At 70.0% G+C, this 17,078-nt stretch carries 14 protein-coding genes and 3 tRNA genes; 8 read left to right on the plus strand and 9 right to left on the minus strand.

Annotated elements, in window-relative coordinates; translation table 11 throughout:
- The first annotated feature begins 7 nt into the window (after nt 1-7).
- The 3 genes from hrpA to ACZ3ZD_RS32485 all read left to right on the plus strand — a co-directional run bounded on the left by hrpA (nt 8) and on the right by ACZ3ZD_RS32485 (nt 4,575).
- Complete coding sequence (gene hrpA / locus ACZ3ZD_RS32475) at nt 8-3,952, plus strand: ATP-dependent RNA helicase HrpA (protein WP_467405365.1); 3,945 nt, start codon at nt 8-10, stop codon at nt 3,950-3,952.
- Nucleotides 3,953-4,046: 94 nt separating this feature from the next.
- Nucleotides 4,047-4,121: transfer RNA gene (locus ACZ3ZD_RS32480), tRNA-Asp, on the plus strand.
- A gap of 259 nt (nt 4,122-4,380) precedes the next feature.
- Complete coding sequence (locus ACZ3ZD_RS32485; protein WP_467405368.1) at nt 4,381-4,575, plus strand: DUF6274 family protein; 195 nt, start codon at nt 4,381-4,383, stop codon at nt 4,573-4,575.
- Nucleotides 4,576-4,916: 341 nt separating this feature from the next.
- On the opposite strand, the gene bldC is transcribed toward ACZ3ZD_RS32485, so the two are convergent.
- Together bldC and ACZ3ZD_RS32495 are read right to left on the minus strand one after the other, a co-directional pair.
- Nucleotides 4,917-5,123, minus strand: coding sequence for a developmental transcriptional regulator BldC (gene bldC / locus ACZ3ZD_RS32490; RefSeq protein WP_003949541.1), 207 nt, complete (start codon nt 5,121-5,123; stop codon nt 4,917-4,919).
- A gap of 526 nt (nt 5,124-5,649) precedes the next feature.
- Nucleotides 5,650-6,492 carry a DUF8083 family protein gene (locus ACZ3ZD_RS32495; protein ID WP_467405371.1) on the minus strand — a complete coding sequence of 281 codons (843 nt, stop codon included), beginning with the start codon at nt 6,490-6,492 and terminating at the stop codon, nt 5,650-5,652.
- Nucleotides 6,493-6,692: 200 nt separating this feature from the next.
- Between ACZ3ZD_RS32495 and ACZ3ZD_RS32500 the strand changes: the two genes are divergently transcribed.
- Complete coding sequence (locus ACZ3ZD_RS32500) at nt 6,693-7,799, plus strand: Leu/Phe/Val dehydrogenase (RefSeq protein ID WP_467405374.1); 1,107 nt, start codon at nt 6,693-6,695, stop codon at nt 7,797-7,799.
- A 290-nt stretch (nt 7,800-8,089) separates the two neighbouring features.
- Nucleotides 8,090-8,335: a DUF3073 domain-containing protein gene (locus ACZ3ZD_RS32505; protein ID WP_030348846.1), complete on the plus strand. Its 246-nt coding sequence runs from the start codon at nt 8,090-8,092 to the stop codon at nt 8,333-8,335.
- Between the two features lie 90 nt (nt 8,336-8,425).
- On the opposite strand, the gene purM is transcribed toward ACZ3ZD_RS32505, so the two are convergent.
- The 7 genes from purM to purS form a co-directional block, all read right to left on the minus strand.
- On the minus strand, nt 8,426-9,493 hold the full coding sequence (gene purM, locus ACZ3ZD_RS32510) for a phosphoribosylformylglycinamidine cyclo-ligase (protein WP_467405379.1): 1,068 nt from the start codon (nt 9,491-9,493) through the stop codon (nt 8,426-8,428).
- Nucleotides 9,494-9,528: 35 nt separating this feature from the next.
- Nucleotides 9,529-11,058, minus strand: a complete 1,530-nt coding sequence (gene purF, locus ACZ3ZD_RS32515) for an amidophosphoribosyltransferase (RefSeq protein WP_467405383.1) — start codon at nt 11,056-11,058, stop codon at nt 9,529-9,531.
- Between the two features lie 199 nt (nt 11,059-11,257).
- A complete protein-coding gene (locus ACZ3ZD_RS32520; protein ID WP_467405385.1) occupies nt 11,258-11,692 on the minus strand; it encodes an META domain-containing protein in 435 nt (144 codons plus the stop codon).
- Between the two features lie 66 nt (nt 11,693-11,758).
- Entirely contained in the window at nt 11,759-12,556 is a 798-nt protein-coding gene (locus ACZ3ZD_RS32525; RefSeq protein ID WP_467405387.1) for a maleylpyruvate isomerase family mycothiol-dependent enzyme, read from the minus strand.
- Between the two features lie 190 nt (nt 12,557-12,746).
- A complete protein-coding gene (purL, locus tag ACZ3ZD_RS32530; protein ID WP_467405390.1) occupies nt 12,747-15,005 on the minus strand; it encodes a phosphoribosylformylglycinamidine synthase subunit PurL in 2,259 nt (752 codons plus the stop codon).
- Nucleotides 15,002-15,682: a phosphoribosylformylglycinamidine synthase subunit PurQ gene (gene purQ, locus ACZ3ZD_RS32535; RefSeq protein WP_467405393.1), complete on the minus strand. Its 681-nt coding sequence runs from the start codon at nt 15,680-15,682 to the stop codon at nt 15,002-15,004. The genes purL and purQ overlap by 4 nt, the downstream gene beginning before the upstream one ends.
- A complete protein-coding gene (purS, locus tag ACZ3ZD_RS32540) occupies nt 15,679-15,942 on the minus strand; it encodes a phosphoribosylformylglycinamidine synthase subunit PurS (protein WP_467405396.1) in 264 nt (87 codons plus the stop codon). Before purS ends, purQ begins: the two co-directional genes overlap by 4 nt.
- 311 nt (nt 15,943-16,253) lie before the next feature.
- Here purS and ACZ3ZD_RS32545 point away from each other — a divergent pair, with 311 nt between their 5' ends.
- The 3 genes from ACZ3ZD_RS32545 to ACZ3ZD_RS32555 all read left to right on the plus strand — a co-directional run bounded on the left by ACZ3ZD_RS32545 (nt 16,254) and on the right by ACZ3ZD_RS32555 (nt 16,963).
- A complete protein-coding gene (locus ACZ3ZD_RS32545) occupies nt 16,254-16,571 on the plus strand; it encodes a histone-like nucleoid-structuring protein Lsr2 (RefSeq protein ID WP_467405398.1) in 318 nt (105 codons plus the stop codon).
- A 167-nt stretch (nt 16,572-16,738) separates the two neighbouring features.
- Nucleotides 16,739-16,810: transfer RNA gene (locus tag ACZ3ZD_RS32550), tRNA-Gly, on the plus strand.
- A gap of 80 nt (nt 16,811-16,890) precedes the next feature.
- Nucleotides 16,891-16,963, plus strand: a tRNA-Gly gene (locus ACZ3ZD_RS32555).
- The last annotated feature ends 115 nt before the right edge of the window (nt 16,964-17,078 follow it).

Here is a 17,078-nt window from a genome sequence, read left to right on the forward strand (position 1 = left end):
ATCGCGTATGTCTACGCATCCCGCCCCCGCCCCCGGCACCCTCGCCCCCCGCCTGACCGAGCTGTCGCTGCGCGACGCGCACCGGCTCGGGCGGCGGCTGGAGGGCGCGCGCAAGATCCGTAAGCCGGAGGCCCGTGCCGCCGTCCTCGCCGAGATCGACGGCGAGATCGAGAAGGCCGCGGCCCGGATGGCCGAGCGCCGCTCCCGCGTGCCGGCCGTCACCTACCCCGAGCAGCTGCCGGTCAGCCAGAAGAAGGACGCGATCGCGGAGGCCATCCGCGATCACCAGGTCGTCATCGTGGCCGGTGAGACCGGTTCCGGCAAGACCACGCAGATCCCGAAGATCTGTATGGAGCTGGGCCGGGGCGTGCGCGGCATGATCGGGCACACCCAGCCGCGCCGGATCGCCGCCCGGACCGTCGCCGAGCGGGTCGCGGAGGAGCTGAGGACGCCCCTCGGCGAGGCCGTCGGCTGGAAGGTCCGCTTCACCGACCAGGTGAACCCGGACGCCACCTTCGTCAAGCTGATGACGGACGGCATCCTGCTCGCCGAGATCCAGACCGACCGCGAGCTGCGCGCCTACGACACGATCATCATCGACGAGGCCCACGAGCGGTCCCTGAACATCGACTTCCTGCTGGGCTACCTCGCCCAGCTGCTGCCCAGGCGCCCGGACCTGAAGGTCGTCATCACCTCGGCGACCATCGACCCCGAGCGCTTCTCCCGGCACTTCGGCGACGCCCCGATCATCGAGGTCAGCGGGCGGACGTACCCGGTGGAGGTCCGCTACCGGCCGCTGCTGGAGGAGGAGTCGGAGGACGCCGACCGGGACCAGATCACCGCGATCACCGACGCCGTCGAGGAGCTGATGGCGGAGGGCAAGGGCGACATCCTCGTCTTCCTCTCCGGCGAGCGGGAGATCCGGGACACCGCGGACGCGCTGGAGAAGAAGAAGTACAGGTTCACCGAGGTGCTGCCGCTGTACGCCCGCCTCTCCCACGCCGAGCAGCACCGGGTCTTCCAGCCGCACACCGGGCGCAGGATCGTTCTGGCGACCAACGTCGCCGAGACCTCCCTGACCGTCCCGGGCATCAAGTACGTCATCGACCCCGGCTTCGCCCGGATCAGCCGCTACAGCCACCGCACCAAGGTCCAGCGGCTGCCGATCGAGCCGGTCTCGCAGGCCAGCGCCAACCAGCGCAAGGGCCGCTGCGGCCGTACCAGCGACGGCATCTGCATCCGGCTGTACTCCGAGGAGGACTTCCTCGCCCGCCCGGAGTTCACGGACGCGGAGATCCTGCGGACGAACCTGGCCTCCGTCATCCTGCAGATGACCGCGGCCGGCCTCGGCGAGATCGAGAAGTTCCCCTTCATCGACCCGCCGGACCACCGCAACATCCGCGACGGCGTGCAGCTGCTCCAGGAGCTGGGCGCGCTCGACCCCGCCCAGAAGGACCCGCGCAAGCGGCTGACGGACACCGGCCGCAAGCTGGCCCAGCTGCCGGTCGACCCGCGGCTGGCCCGGATGGTCCTGGAGGCCGACCGCAACGGCTGCGTCCGCGAGGTCATGGTCATCGCCGCTGCGCTGTCCATCCAGGACCCGCGCGAACGCCCGGCCGACAAGCAGGCCCAGGCCGACCAGCAGCACGCCCGCTTCAAGGACGAGACCAGCGACTTCCTCGCCTACCTCAACCTGTGGCGCTACGTCCGCGAGCAGCAGAGGGAGCGCGGGTCGTCGTCCTTCCGCCGGATGTGCAAGCAGGAGTACCTGAACTTCCTGCGCATCCGCGAGTGGCAGGACATCTACACCCAGCTGCGCACGGTCGCCAAGCAGATGGGCATCCACCTCGCCGAGGACGACGCCCCCGCCGACCGGATCCACGTCTCCCTCCTCGCCGGCCTCCTCTCCCACATCGGGATGAAGGACGTGAAGGACGGCAACAAGAACGAGTACCTGGGCGCCCGGAACGCCAAGTTCGCGATCTTCCCGGGCTCGGCGCTGTTCCGGAAGCAGCCCAGGTTCGTGATGTCGGCCGAGCTGGTGGAGACGAGCCGGCTCTGGGCCCGGGTCAACGCGAGGATCGAGCCGGAGTGGGTCGAGCCGCTCGCCGGACACCTGCTGAAACGGACGTACAGCGAACCGCACTGGGAGAAGGACCAGGCGGCCGTGATGGCGTACGAGAAGGTCACGCTGTACGGCGTCCCGATCGTAGCCCAGCGGAAGGTGAACTACGGCCGGATCGACCCCGAGGTCTCCCGCGAACTGTTCATCCGCAACGCGCTGGTGGAGGGCGACTGGCGCACGCACCACAAGTTCTTCGCCGACAACCGCACGCTGCTGAGCGAGGTCGAGGAGCTGGAGCACCGCGCCCGGCGCCGGGACATCGTCGTGGACGACGACACGCTCTTCGACTTCTACGACCAGCGGGTTCCCGAACACGTCGTCTCGGGTGCCCACTTCGACTCCTGGTGGAAGCGCAAGCGCCAGGAGCAGCCGGACTTCCTGGACTTCGAGCGGGAGATGCTCATCCGGGAGTCGGCGGAGGCGGTCACCAAGGCCGACTACCCCGACAGCTGGCGCCAGGGGCAGCTGAAGTTCCGGGTGACGTACCAGTTCGAACCCGGCGCGGACGCCGACGGTGTGACGGTCCACATCCCGCTCCAGGTCCTCAACCAGGTCACGGACGAGGGCTTCGACTGGCAGATCCCGGGCCTGCGCGAGGAGGTGGTGACGGAGCTGATCCGCTCGCTGCCCAAGCCGGTCCGCCGCAACTACGTACCGGCGCCGAACTACGCGAAGGCGTTCCTCCAGAAGGCGGTGCCCCTGCAGGAGCCGCTGACGGTGACGATGGCGCGCGAGCTGAAGCGGATGGTCGGAGTCCCGTTCGAGGCGGAGGACTTCGACTGGTCCCGGGTCCCCGACCATCTGAAGATCACGTTCCGGATCGTGGACGAGCGGCGCCGGAAGCTGGCCGAGGACAAGGACCTGGAGGCGCTGAAGCTGCGGCTGAAGCCGAAGGCACGCAAGGCCCTGTCCCAGGCGGCGGCCGCGACCGCGTCCCGCGAGGGCGGCCCGTCCCTGGAGCGCAGGGGCCTGACGGACTGGACGATCGGCACCCTCACCCGCGTCTTCGAGACCCGCCGGGCCGGCCAGCCGGTCAAGGCGTACCCGGCGCTGGTGGACGACGGCGACACGGTCTCGGTGCGCCTCTTCGACACGGAGGCGGAGCAGGCGGAGGCCATGTGGAAGGGCACCCGCCGGCTGATCCTGCGCAACATCCCGGTGAACCCGGCGAAGTTCGCGTCCGAGAAACTGACGAACGCCCAGAAGCTGGCGCTCTCCGCGAATCCGCACGGCTCGGTGCAGGCCCTGTTCGACGACTGCGCGATGGCCGCGGCGGACAAGCTGATCGGGGACTTCGGGGGGCCGGCGTGGGACGAGGAGTCGTACCGGAAGCTGTACGACAAGGTGCGCGCGGAGATCGTGGACACGACGGTGCGTACGGTCGCCCAGGTGCAGCAGGTGCTGGCCGCCTGGCAGGCCTGTGAGCGCCGTCTGAAGGCCGTGGGCAGCCCGGCGCTGCTCGCCAACCTCACGGACGTCCGCAAGCAGCTGGACGCCCTGGTGAAGCCCGGTTTCGTCACCTGGGCCGGCATACGGCGGCTGCCCGACCTGATGCGCTATCTGGTGGCCGCCGACCGGCGCCTGCAGCAGATGCCGACGGGGGTCCAGCGGGACACGACCCGTATGGAGAAGGTCCACGAGATGCAGGACGAGTACGCCTGGCTCCTGGAACAGCTCCCGAAGGGCCGCCCGGTGCCGTCCTCGGTCCTGGACATCCGCTGGATGATCGAGGAGCTGAGGGTCAGCTACTTCGCCCACGCGCTGGGCACGGCGTACCCGGTCTCGGACAAGCGGATCGTGAAGGCGATCGACGCGGCGGTCCCGTAACCGCTCTCGTACAGAGGGTGAGTTCGACCAGGACCCTCGCCCTCCTGTACAGTCCTTCTCGCAGCGCAACGCACCAGCAAGCGCCGCGACACCAGGTCCTGTGGAGCAGTTTGGAGTGCTCGCCACCCTGTCAAGGTGGAGGCCGCGGGTTCAAATCCCGTCAGGACCGCGTATCGAAGTAAGGCCCGCATCCATCAGGATGGCGGGCCTTACTCGTGCCTCCAACCGCCGGAGGCCCCGCCCGCGGCGCAGCCGCGATCAGACCCAGCGCATCCCGTCAGGACCGCTTCTTCGAAAACCCCCGGAAGGGGCCCCCTTTGCCGGCCCCGGGCGCCCCCGCAGGCCCCGCGCGGCCTTGACGGGGTCACATTCCGCCGGTACGCAGGGAGCAGGGCTCGTTCCCTCTGTGCGGTCCCCGGAGGTGGCGTATGGCGGCGTCGGTCAGGCATGAGACGCGGGCGCTCCTGAGGGCCCATCTGGCGGCCGCCTCGTCCTACGGGCATCTCACCCGGCACTGCCCCGTCTGCCACCGCCTGCTGCGGCTGGCGATGGACGCCGGCCCGGGCGGGCAGGACGGTGAGCGGGAGGCCGTGGAGGGGGAGGAGACCCCCGAGGGTGTGTGACGCGAGTCACCGCATGAGTTTTTGAAACCGCGGCACTTACCCCCGCCCTACAACGGGTCAATTTAATATGTGCAATTGCACCACCCCCGGAGCCGGCCCGCGGCCGTTCCGACAGGCCTCCCCAGACTCCTACACGGAGGTGCATGGAGGCGCACAAAAAAGACCGCGCTGGACCCGGCGGAGTCCAGCGCGATCGACGACGCACCCTTGTCGCTGCCTACGACGTTTCGTTCGGCTTGGGCGAGGGCCCTGTTGGGGCAGGTCCCGCGTCGCTTGGAGCTAGGGTTCCGAGCGCCCCGGCCGGTTGGGGGACCGACCGTCTTGCCCGGTTATGGAGTTGTTCAGGCCTCGCTGCGCTGCTGCGGGATGCCCGCGAGCAGGGCGCGGACCTCGGCCTCGCGGTAGCGGCGATGCCCGCCGAGCGTGCGGATGGACGTGAGCTTGCCGGCCTTCGCCCACCGCGTGACCGTCTTGGGGTCGACACGGAACATGGTGGCGACCTCAGCCGGGGTCAGCAGCGGCTCGGCATCAGGGGTGCGAGCGGTCATGAGCGGCCTCCTCGGGAGAACCGAACCTTCTCGGTTCTTTCCTCTAAATTCTGCACCTTGACCCGCGTTGCCCGAAATGGCGGACGCGAGTCGAGTCGGTTATAGGACGAACGGCTTGTCCTCGGCACTACAACTACACCATCTGTCCAGCCGCGTCGGCCAAACCGATGGAATTGCCCTCCCAGGTGTTCATCAGCGACGGAAGCCGATGGACCATGCCATAGCGGACAGTCACGCCGCTGTGACGATCAGTCACAGGGCGCTCAGGAGTCACCAGACCCCCCAAAGCGTGCAATGCTGAGAATCCGCCCATGTCGGAGCACAGTTGGACGGACGGAGCCCTCCCCGGACTCCTTGTCCTATTTTGGCACGAGGGAGGGCAAGAGGCGCAAGGGCCGGGTAAGTGCCATCCATCACCCTTGGGACAAAAGTCCAGAACGAGACCAACATCCCGTCAGGTGGAGTACTGGACCAAGCGAGTAGAACGTACGTCCTCCGGCACCTGTTTGACCGTGACGTACGTCACTCAGTTCGCGGAGCGCAGGTCCCGCACCGCCCGCCATCGCTCCACCAGCCGCCCGTACGCCTCCCCCGCGGCCGCCCCGTCACCCCGGCGCAGCGCCTCGATGCCGGCCGCCACGTCCGCCGCCGAGTGGTCGTCCTCCAGCTCCCCCGCCGGCACCACGTGCACCAGACCGCCGTAGTCCAGCTCCACCAGCGAGCGCGGGTGGAACTCCTCCAGCCAGCGGCCGACGTCCAGCAGGCCGTCGACCAGCGGGCCCTCCTCGACCGTGTCCCGCAGCGCCCGCAGCCCCCTGGCCACCCGGCGCCGGGCCTGCACCATCGGCGTGCGGTAGCGCAGCACCGGCGGCACCTCCGCGGTCCCCTTGTCGTACCGCCGCTCCTCGTCCGAGACCAGCACGAACCAGTTCAGCGGCACCTGCCAGGTCGCCGTCCGGATCCACGGACGGGCGTCGGGGTTGCGGGCGAGCCAGCGCTCGTAGTCCTGGGCGGCCTGGCGGCGCACCACCGGCGGCAGCACCGCGTCCAGCACCGGCGGCGGCAGCTCCGCGTCCAGCTCGCCCAGGGCCTGCCAGCCGCGCAGCCGGGTCCGCCACGGGCACACGCACACCACCCCGTCGACCTCCAGCACGAAGGCGTCGCCGCTCTCGTGCACCGGCACCGCGATCGGCGGGACGGGCAGCAAGTCGGCCAGCGACCGGCGCAGTTCGTCCTGGTAGGAGGGGCGGTCGGGGCGGCGGGCGTACCGCGTCCAGTGATCGCGCTCCGGCTCCGGGAAGGCGCCCAGCGGCTCGTACACGCGCAGGTACGCGGCATAGGGGACGACCACGGAGGACACCTTCGGCACGCCTGCTCCCTCCCCATCGGACCCGGCTCGAAACCCCTGCGAATCGTGCCACGGCGATACGTGCACGAAAGGCCCGCGGGAGTGATCCTGAACACTGCGCGGATGGTGAGTGGGCCGAGGCTCTACGCTCATGCCACGGCTCCCCGCCACCCGTACGGGGACCGACCCCACCCGCCGCTCTGTACACAGGAGTCACCACAGTGACCGACGTAACCGGCGCGCCCGCTGATGTCCTGCACACCCTGTTCCACTCGGACCAGGGCGGTCATGAGCAGGTCGTGCTCTGCCAGGACCGGGCCAGCGGCCTCAAGGCCGTGATCGCCATCCACTCCACCGCCCTGGGCCCCGCCCTCGGCGGCACGCGCTTCTACCCGTACGCCACCGAGGCCGAGGCCGTCGCCGACGCCCTCAACCTCGCGCGCGGGATGTCGTACAAGAACGCCATGGCCGGCCTCGACCACGGCGGCGGCAAGGCCGTGATCATCGGCGACCCCGAGCGGGACAAGACCGAGGAGCTGCTCCTCGCCTACGGCCGTATGGTCGCCTCGCTCGGCGGACGCTACGTGACCGCGTGCGACGTCGGCACCTATGTCGCCGACATGGACGTCGTGGCCCGCGAGTGCCGCTGGACCACCGGCCGCTCCCCCGAGAACGGCGGCGCCGGCGACTCCTCGGTGCTCACCGCCTTCGGCGTCTACCAGGGCATGCGCGCCTCCGCCCAGCACCTGTGGGGCGACCCCTCGCTGCGCGGCCGCAGGGTCGGCGTCGCCGGCGTCGGCAAGGTCGGCCACCACCTGGTCGGCCACCTGCGCGACGAGGGCGCCGAGGTCGTGATCACGGACGTGCGCGCGGACGCCGTCCGGCGGATCCTCGACCAGTACCCCGCGGGGGTCACGGCCGTCGCCGGCACCGAGGAGCTGATCCGGGTCGAGGGGCTGGACATCTACGCCCCCTGCGCGCTCGGCGGCGCCCTCAACGACGACTCCGTCCCGGTGCTCACGGCCCGGGTGGTCTGCGGTGCGGCCAACAACCAGCTGGCCCACCCGGGTGTGGAGAAGGACCTCGCCGACCGCGGGATCCTCTACGCGCCGGACTACGTGGTGAACGCCGGCGGTGTCATCCAGGTGGCCGACGAGCTGCACGGGTTCGACTTCGACCGGTGCAGGACGAAGGCGGCGCGGATCTTCGACACCACGCTGGCCATATTCGCACGTGCGAAGGAAGACGGGATTCCGCCGGCCGCGGCGGCGGACCGGATCGCCGAGCAGCGCATGGCCGACGCCCGCCCGGACCGGGCCGCGCGCTAGCCCGCTCGCACACCTGCGCGGTACCCGTCGGCGGGAACTTCGAGAGAACTCTCACTTCCCCCGGCGGGTCGTTCCCCGATAAGTGGTTAAAATCGCCACTGACCAGCGAGGACGGGGCGCCTCGAAGGTCCTGTGCACACGCGCGTGCTGCGGGCGACGTACCGTATGGGCGCGGGCTCAGGTACCGTGGAAGCCCTACGGACCGGCCTCTCCATGGAGAGTCCGTTCCAGATCATGAACGCGTGTCAGACTCTGGGGCCGTCGAGCCCCGTCGTTGAGGGGGTCGAGCCATGGGGCGCGGCCGGGCCAAGGCCAAGCAGACGAAGGTCGCCCGCCAGCTGAAGTACAACAGCGGCGGGACTGACCTCTCACGCCTGGCCGAGGAGCTGGGCGCATCGACGTCGAACCAGTCGCCGAACGGCGACCGCTTCGAGGACGATGAGCATGACGACGACGACCTGTACTCCCGATACGCCGACCTCTATGAGGACGACGACGAGGACGAGGGTCCCGCACAGCACCGTCGAGGCGCTTGACCTTGCACTGAGCACGAGACCGGTCGGTGGCACCGCCACCGACCGGCTTCTGTGCTGTCCGCACGGTCGGGTTCCGTGCAGCCCGCAGGGTCAGGCCGCGTAGTCCCCCACCAGCTCCGCACCGGCCGTCTTCGCGCCGCGCTCGGTGATCTCGCCGGCGACCCAGGCGTCGACCCCCCGGTCGGCCAGGGTCGTGAGGGCCACCTCGGCCGACTCCTGCGGGACGATGGCGATCATGCCGACACCCATGTTGAGGGTCTTCTCCAGCTCCAGGCGCTCGACGTCCCCGGTCTTCCCGACCAGGTCGAAGATCGCGCCCGGGGTCCAGGTGGAGCGGTCGACCACGGCGTGCAGACCGTCCGGGATCACCCGGGCCAGGTTGGCGGCCAGACCGCCACCGGTGACGTGGCTGAAGGCGTGCACCTCGGCGGTGCGGGTCAGCGCGAGGCAGTCCAGCGAGTAGATCCTGGTGGGCTCCAGCAGCTCCTCGCCGAGGGTCCGGCCCAGCTCCGCGACCTCGGTCTCCAGGGCCAGTCCGGCGCGGTCCAGCAGGACGTGGCGGACCAGGGAGTACCCGTTCGAGTGAAGCCCGGAGGACGCCATGGCGATCACGGCGTCACCCGTACGGATGCGATCCGCGCCCAGCAGCCGGTCGGCCTCCACGACGCCCGTACCGGCGCCGGCGACGTCGAAGTCGTCCTCGCCCAGCAGGCCCGGGTGCTCGGCCGTCTCACCGCCCACCAGGGCGCAGCCGGCCAGCACACAGCCTTCCGCGATGCCCTTGACGATGGCCGCGACCCGCTCGGGGTGCACCTTGCCGACGCAGATGTAGTCGGTCATGAACAGCGGCTCGGCGCCGCACACCACGATGTCGTCCATGACCATGGCGACCAGGTCGTGGCCGATGGTGTCGTAGACGCCCATGCGGCGGGCGATGTCGACCTTCGTGCCGACGCCGTCCGTGGCGGAGGCGAGCAGCGGGCGCTCGTAGCGCTTGAGGGCGGAGGCGTCGAAGAGTCCGGCGAAGCCGCCGAGGCCACCGAGGACCTCGGGGCGCTGGGTCTTCTTCACCCACTCCTTCATCAGCTCGACCGCGCGGTCGCCCGCCTCGATGTCGACGCCCGCCGCTGCGTAGCTGGCACCAGTTGTCTCAGACATGACTGTGAGAGCTTTCGTGTCGTACTGCAGGGGTGTTACGGGCGACGGATCGCGTCGGAGGCGGCCGTGGCCGCGGGACCGGCCGCCAGCTCGGTCTCCAGGAGCTGCTTGCCGAGCAGCTCGGGGTCCGGGAGGTCCATCGGGTACTCGCCGTCGAAGCAGGCGCGGCACAGGTTCGGCTTGGCGATGGTGGTCGCCTCGATCATGCCGTCGATGGAGATGTAGGCGAGCGAGTCGGCGCCGAGGCTGGTGCCGATCTCCTCGATGGTCATGCCGTTGGCGATGAGCTCCGCGCGCGTGGCGAAGTCGATGCCGAAGAAGCAGGGCCACTTCACGGGCGGGGAGGAGATCCGGATGTGGACCTCGGCGGCGCCGGCCTCGCGCAGCATCCGGACCAGGGCCCGCTGGGTGTTGCCGCGCACGATCGAGTCGTCCACGACGACCAGGCGCTTGCCCTTGATGACTTCCTTCAGCGGGTTCAGCTTCAGGCGGATGCCCAGCTGGCGGATCGTCTGCGAGGGCTGGATGAACGTACGGCCCACGTAGGCGTTCTTGACCAGGCCGGCGCCGAACGGGATGCCGGATGCCTCCGCGTAACCGATGGCGGCCGGGGTGCCGGACTCCGGGGTCGCTATGACCAGGTCGGCCTCGACGGGGGCTTCCTTGGCCAGCCGACGGCCCATCTCCACGCGGGACAGGTACACGTTCCGGCCGGCGATGTCGGTGTCCGGGCGGGCCAGGTACACGTACTCGAAGACACAGCCCTTGGGCTTCGCATCCGCGAATCGGGAGCTGCGCAGGCCGTTCTCGTCGATGGCGACGAACTCGCCGGGCTCGATCTCGCGGACGTAGCTGGCGCCGCAGATGTCCAGGGCGGCGGACTCGGAGGCGACCACCCAGCCGCGTTCCAGCCGGCCGAGGACCAGCGGGCGGATGCCCTGCGGGTCACGGGCGGCGTAGAGGGTGTGCTCGTCCATGAAGACGAGCGAGAAGGCGCCCTGCACCTTCGGCAGGACCGTGTGGGCCGCGTCCTCGATGGTGAGCGGCTTGCCGTCCTCGTCGACCTGGGCGGCCAGCAGGGCCGTCAGCAGGTCGGTGTCGTTGGTGGCCGCGACCCGGGTGGAGCGGCTGTGGTTGTCGTTCGGCAGGTCGGCGACCATCTCGGCGAGCTGCGCCGTGTTGACCAGGTTGCCGTTGTGGCCGAGCGCGATCGAACCGTGCCCGGTGGCGCGGAACGTCGGCTGGGCGTTCTCCCACACGGAGGCGCCGGTGGTCGAGTAGCGGGCGTGTCCGACCGCGATGTGTCCCTGGAGGGAACCGAGCGATGTTTCGTCGAAGACCTGGGAGACCAGGCCCATGTCCTTGAAGACGAGGATCTGGGAGCCGTTGCTGACCGCGATTCCCGCGGATTCCTGACCCCGGTGCTGGAGGGCGTAGAGCCCGAAGTACGTGAGCTTTGCGACCTCTTCACCCGGAGCCCAGACGCCGAAGACGCCGCAAGCGTCCTGGGGGCCCTTCTCGCCGGGAAGCAGATCGTGATTGAGTCGACCGTCACCACGTGGCACGCCACCGAGTGTAGGCGAGATCGACCACTGGTCCGAATTGGGGATACGCGCCGTAACGGCACGGCCGGTGTCGATCACCTTGGTGGTTTCTACGTTTGCGCTGGTCACGCTCTTTTGTCGGCTTCCGGCGCGGGGTGCGGTCCCGCCGCCGGGCCCGTCCCGGGCGTCTTCGCCGGACGCGTGAGTGAGGTGTCGCACATCATGCGGAGCCGCCGTGGCTGAGGTGGACGCGGTCGCCGTCGCCGTCGGTGAGCGTCAGTTTGGCCGCGTCGCGTTCGGCGGTGAGCGTGCCGGTGGTGAGGGTGCGGGCGAGGGCGCGCTCGAACGCCATGCGCTCCGCGCCGCAGGCCATCCGGGTCGTGCGCAGGTCGCCGATGGTGATCCGGTCGCCGTGCACGGTGGCCCGGGCGCTGAACTGGTTGCAGCCCAGGTTGCCGGCCGCCCGGCCGTCCGCCTCGATGCGCAGGCGGGCGGGGGCGGGCGCGGTCCGGGTCGTACCGCCGACGGTGATGCTGTCGACCCGCCAGTCGATGCCGGTCACCGGCTGCTGGACGCTCACCGCCCCACTGTCCCCCTTCTCGCTGCCACAGGCCACCGCGAACGGGAGAACCACGGCGGCCACCGCTACGGTCACGCGCTGCTTGTACCGGTTCATACGGATTCGACGGATGCCGGGTACGACCGGTTCCCGTCGTGACGGTCAGCCCATGATCGGCAGCAGCCCCCCGAGGTCGGCCCGCTCCCCGCTCGCGCCGACCTTCGCCTCGGCCAGCGCGTCCTGCCAGGTCACGCGGCCGGTGGCGAGCCGGATCCAGGTCAGCGGGTCGGTCTCCACGACGTTGGGCGGGGTGCCCCGGGTGTGCCGGGGGCCCTCGACGCACTGCACGACGGCGTACGGCGGCACCCGCACCTCGGTGGAGCCGCCGGGTGCCTTCAGGGCGAGGGCGTCGGCGAGCAGCCGGGTGGCGGCGGCGAGGGCCTGCCGGTCGTACGGCACGTCCAGGCCGGGCACGGCGGCGTTCAGGTCGTCGGTGTGGACGACGAGTTCCACCGTGCGGGTGACCAGGTAGTCGTCCAGCGACATCGCGCCGACGGTCGTCTGCAGGATCCGGGTGCCGGGGTGCTCCGCGAGCAGGGTGCGCAGGGACTGCTCGACGTCCGCGAGGTAGGCACCCGGGTCGGGGGTCCCGGCGGCGAGGTCTCGGGTGAACGCGTCGATCGCGGCGGAGTTCGCCGCGGTCGCGAACGGCCAGTCGAGCGGCCCGGTGTCCGCCTTCGGCGGCTCGGGCAGCGCGAGCGCCCGGGGGATCGCGGTGAGCGCCATACCGAGGTGCGCCACCAGATCCCGTACGGTCCACCCGCCGAGCCGCGTGGGCAGCTCGAACCGCCCCTCCCCGAGCCCCCCGACGGCCTCCCGCACCAGCCCGAACTGGGCGAGAACCGCACCCCGGGTCCTACCGGGGTCATAACCACGCACACGCTTCCTGACGGTCGGCATGCGGCGAGCCTATGCGGACCGGCTCCGACGGTCACCGTCCCCCGGCCCCTCGCGGCTCATCCGCCAGGGGCCGGCGACGAAACCCGCCACCGCACCGCGGGGACCGGACGTTCCCGCCGGTCGGTGTCCGAGCCGCGACGGCGAGGGGCCCCGCCCGGGGTGGGGCGTCCGGGCGGGGGCTGCCGAGGGGTTACGCCAGGAGGGCCGGGATCGTCTCCTCGTGGGTCCTGCGCAGTTCCTCCAGGGAGAGGGTGAACTCGCCCTGGATCTCCACCGCGTCGCCGTCCACGACGCCGATGCGGGCCGCGGGCAGGCCCCGGGCGCCGCACATGTCGTTGAAGCGGACCTCCTCCGAGCGCGGCACGGCGACGATGGCCCGGCCGGCCGACTCGGAGAACAGGAAGGTGAAGGCGTCCAGGCCGTCGGGTACGACCAGACGCGCGCCCTTGCCGCCGAGCAGCGCGGACTCCACCACGGCCTGGATCAGACCGCCGTCGGACAGGTCGTGCGCCGAGTCGATCATGCCGTCGCGGGAGGCGGAGATCAGGATCTCGGCCAGCAGCCGCTCCCGCTCCAGGTCCACCGCCGGGGGCAGACCGCCGAGGTGGTCGTGGACCACCTGGGACCAGGCCGAGCCGCCGAACTCCTCGCGGGTGTCACCGAGGAGGTAGATCAGCTGGCCCTCCTCCTGGAAGGCGACCGGGGTGCGGCGTGCGACGTCGTCGATCACGCCGAGGACCGCCACGACCGGGGTCGGGTGGATGGCGGCCTCGCCCGTCTGGTTGTAGAGCGAGACGTTGCCGCCGGTCACCGGGGTGCCGAGCTGCAGGCAGCCGTCGGCGAGACCGCGCACGGCCTCCGCGAACTGCCACATGACCGCCGGGTCCTCGGGCGAGCCGAAGTTCAGGCAGTCGGACACGGCCAGCGGCTTGGCACCGGTCGTGGCGACGTTGCGGTACGCCTCGGCCAGGGCCAGCTGGGCGCCGGTGTACGGGTCCAGCTTGGCGTAGCGGCCGTTGCCGTCCGTGGCGATGGCGACGCCGAGGCCGGTCTCCTCGTCCACGCGGATCATGCCGGAGTCCTCCGGCTGGGCGAGGACGGTGTTGCCCTGCACGAAGTGGTCGTACTGGGACGTGATCCACTTCTTCGACGCCTGGTTCGGCGAGCCGACCAGCTGCAGGACCTGCTCCCTCAGCTCCTCGGAGGTCGCCGGCCGCGGGAGCTTGTTCGCGTCGTCGGCCTGCAGCTCGTCCTGCCAGGACGGGCGGGCGTACGGCCGCTCGTAGACCGGGCCCTCGTGGGCGACCGTGCGCGGGTCGACGTCGACGATCTTGCCGCCGTGCCAGTAGATCTCCAGGCGGTCGCCGTCGGTCACCTCACCGATGACGGTGGCGATGACGTCCCACTTCTCGCAGATCTCCAGGAACCGGTCGACCTTCTCCGGCTCCACGACCGCGCACATGCGCTCCTGCGACTCGCTCATGAGGATCTCCTCGGGCGAGAGCGTGGAGTCGCGCAGCGGTACGTCGTCCAGGGTGACGCGCATGCCGCCGGAGCCGTTGGAGGCCAGCTCGGACGTGGCGCAGGACAGGCCGGCCGCGCCGAGGTCCTGGATGCCGACGACCAGCTTCTCCCGGAACGCCTCCAGGGTGCACTCGATGAGCAGCTTCTCCTGGAAGGGGTCGCCGACCTGGACGGCGGGCCGCTTCGACGGCTTGGCGTCGTCGAAGGTCTCGCTCGCCAGGATCGACGCGCCGCCGATGCCGTCGCCGCCGGTCCGGGCGCCGTACAGGATGACCTTGTTGCCCGCGCCGGAGGCCTTGGCGAGGTGGATGTCCTCGTGCCGCATCACACCGATGGCACCGGCGTTGACCAGCGGGTTGCCCTGGTAGCAGGCGTCGAAGACGACCTCGCCGCCGATGTTGGGCAGGCCCAGGCAGTTGCCGTAGCCGCCGATGCCCGCGACCACGCCCGGCAGGACGCGCTTGGTGTCGGGGTGGTCGGCCGCGCCGAAGCGCAGCGGGTCGACCACGGCGACCGGGCGGGCGCCCATCGCGATGATGTCGCGGACGATGCCGCCGACACCCGTGGCCGCGCCCTGGTAGGGCTCGACGTAGGAGGGGTGGTTGTGCGACTCGACCTTGAAGGTCACGGCGTAACCCTGGCCGACGTCCACGACGCCCGCGTTCTCGCCGATGCCCACCAGCAGCGCGTCGCTCTGCGGCGCCTTCTCGCCGAACTGGCGCAGGTGGACCTTGGAGGACTTGTACGAGCAGTGCTCGGACCACATGACCGAGTACATGGCGAGTTCGGCGCCGGTGGGGCGGCGGCCGAGGATCTCCACCACCCGCTCGTACTCGTCCTTCTTCAGGCCGAGTTCGGCCCAGGGCAGCTCGACGTCGGGGGTCGCGGCCGCGTGCTCGACCGTGTCCAGAGGCGTCCGGCTCATGCGTTGACCAGCTTCTTGAGGATCGAGGTGAAGAAGGGCAGGCCGTCGGTACGGCCCGTACCGATCAGCGGCTCGACGGCGTGCTCGGGGTGCGGCATGAGGCCGACGACGTTCCCGGCCTCGTTGGTGATGCCGGCGATGTCCCGCAGCGAGCCGTTCGGGTTGAAGCCCACGTACCGGAACGCGACCCGGCCCTCGGCTTCCAGCATGTCCAGCGTGCGGTCGTCGGCGACGTACCGGCCGTCCATGTTCTTCAGCGGGATGTGGATCTCCTGGCCGGCGCGGTAGTCGCTGGTCCAGGAGGTCTCCGCGTTCTCCACCCGCAGCTTCTGGTCGCGGCAGATGAAGTGGAGGTGGTCGTTGCCGAGCATCGCGCCCGGGAGCAGGTGGGCCTCGGTGAGGATCTGGAAGCCGTTGCAGATGCCGAGGACCGGCAGTCCGGCCTTCGCCTGCTCGATGAGGGACTCCATCACCGGCGAGAAGCGCGCGATGGCACCCGCGCGCAGGTAGTCGCCGTAGGAGAAACCCCCGCACAGCACCACGGCGTCGACCTGCTTGAGGTCCTTGTCCTTGTGCCACAGGGCGACCGGCTCGGCGCCCGCGAGGCGGATCGCGCGCTGGGTGTCCCGGTCGTCCAGGCTGCCCGGGAAAGTGACGACGCCAATACGAGCGGTCACTTCGCCGCCTCCGCGACTTCGTCGACCCGGACCGTGAAGTCCTCGATCACGGTGTTGGCGAGGAAGGATTCCGCGAGCTCGCGGATCCGGGCGAGCGCGGCCTCGTCGACCGGCCCGTCAACTTCCAGTTCGAAACGCTTTCCCTGACGTACGTCCGAGATCCCTTCGAATCCCAGGCGCGGCAGCGCACGCTGGACCGCCTGGCCCTGGGGGTCGAGGATCTCCGGCTTGAGCATGACGTCGACTACGACGCGTGCCACTGGCACTCCCGGTGTGTGGTGCTGAGCAGGTTCCTTCAGACTACCCGCACAAAATTTCTACGCGGGTAGAGTTGGAGGAAAGTACGTGAGGCGCATCACGATCGGGTGTCGAAGCGGGCGGCCCGTGAAAACTTCTGGGAAAGTTCCACAGTCCGCCCGCCATGCCCTATTGAGCCCGGACACGCGGACGGATTTAGTGGGACTTCACTTTGCATTGCCGGGCACTGTACAAATGAATTGGCAATAGCCGATACTCGGCACGTCGGCGGCCTTGAGCTGTAACGACGTGCCGCACGAAGGGACCGATATTCGTGGCGCAAAAGGTCGTGGTCACTCTCTTTGACGACATCGACGGCTCGGAAGCGGCGGAGACGATCGCCTTCGGACTCGACGGCAAGTCGTACGAGATCGACCTGAACGAAACCAACGCCGAGAAACTGCGCAAGATGCTCGCGCCCTACGTCGAGGCCGGCCGCAAGCGGTCGCGGTCCGGCAAGGCGTACAAGCAGACGGAGGTCGCCCCCGACCCGGCGGCCGTCCGCGCCTGGGCCCAGGCCAACAAGATGGACGTCCCGGCCCGTGGACGCATCCCGAAGAAGGTCTACGAGGCGTTCAGCGCCGCGCAGTGAGCCCGCGAAGGGGCGAGTCCCCAGGGTCCGTCAGAGGGCCCTGGGGGCCGTGCACTTGGGGCATACCGGGTCCGGAGGGGAGCCGACTTGCGCTACCCCCCTGCTGATCAGCTAATGTCTGGGACACGCCGAGGGGCGAGGCCGGAAGGCCGGATCCCGAGAGCCGTGCGGGTGTAGTTCAGTAGTAGAACATCCCCCTTCCAGGGGGAAGGCGCAGTGTGCGATTCCTGTCACCCGCTCCGCACCGCCGACCGAACCACCGTGGTGGATCAGGTAGGCTGGTGTTCGCACCGATCGGTGGGAGCCGATCGGGAGCAGTGCGGACGTAGCTCAGTTGGTAGAGCGCAACCTTGCCAAGGTTGAGGTCGCGAGTTCGAGCCTCGTCGTCCGCTCGGGATGAAGACCCCGGTCCACTGGACCGGGGTCTTTTCTTCGTCCAGTCGGCCGGGTCTGACATTTGTCATGGCCGGCGGTGACACCCCGCACTGCCGGGCGGACCGCGCCGCC

Source organism: Streptomyces sp. NPDC023481 (assembly GCF_055560195.1).

Coding starts and splice junctions, on each gene's coding strand:
- ACZ3ZD_RS32525 (WP_467405387.1), bottom strand. CDS start 12,556: ATGCCGACCGTCAGGAAGCGTGTGCGTGGTTATGACCCCGGTAGGACC.
- hrpA (WP_467405365.1), top strand. CDS start 8: ATGTCTACGCATCCCGCCCCCGCCCCCGGCACCCTCGCCCCCCGCCTG.
- purM (WP_467405379.1), bottom strand. CDS start 9,493: ATGTCTGAGACAACTGGTGCCAGCTACGCAGCGGCGGGCGTCGACATC.
- ACZ3ZD_RS32505 (WP_030348846.1), top strand. CDS start 8,090: ATGGGGCGCGGCCGGGCCAAGGCCAAGCAGACGAAGGTCGCCCGCCAG.
- ACZ3ZD_RS32485 (WP_467405368.1), top strand. CDS start 4,381: ATGGCGGCGTCGGTCAGGCATGAGACGCGGGCGCTCCTGAGGGCCCAT.
- bldC (WP_003949541.1), bottom strand. CDS start 5,123: ATGACCGCTCGCACCCCTGATGCCGAGCCGCTGCTGACCCCGGCTGAG.
- purL (WP_467405390.1), bottom strand. CDS start 15,005: ATGAGCCGGACGCCTCTGGACACGGTCGAGCACGCGGCCGCGACCCCC.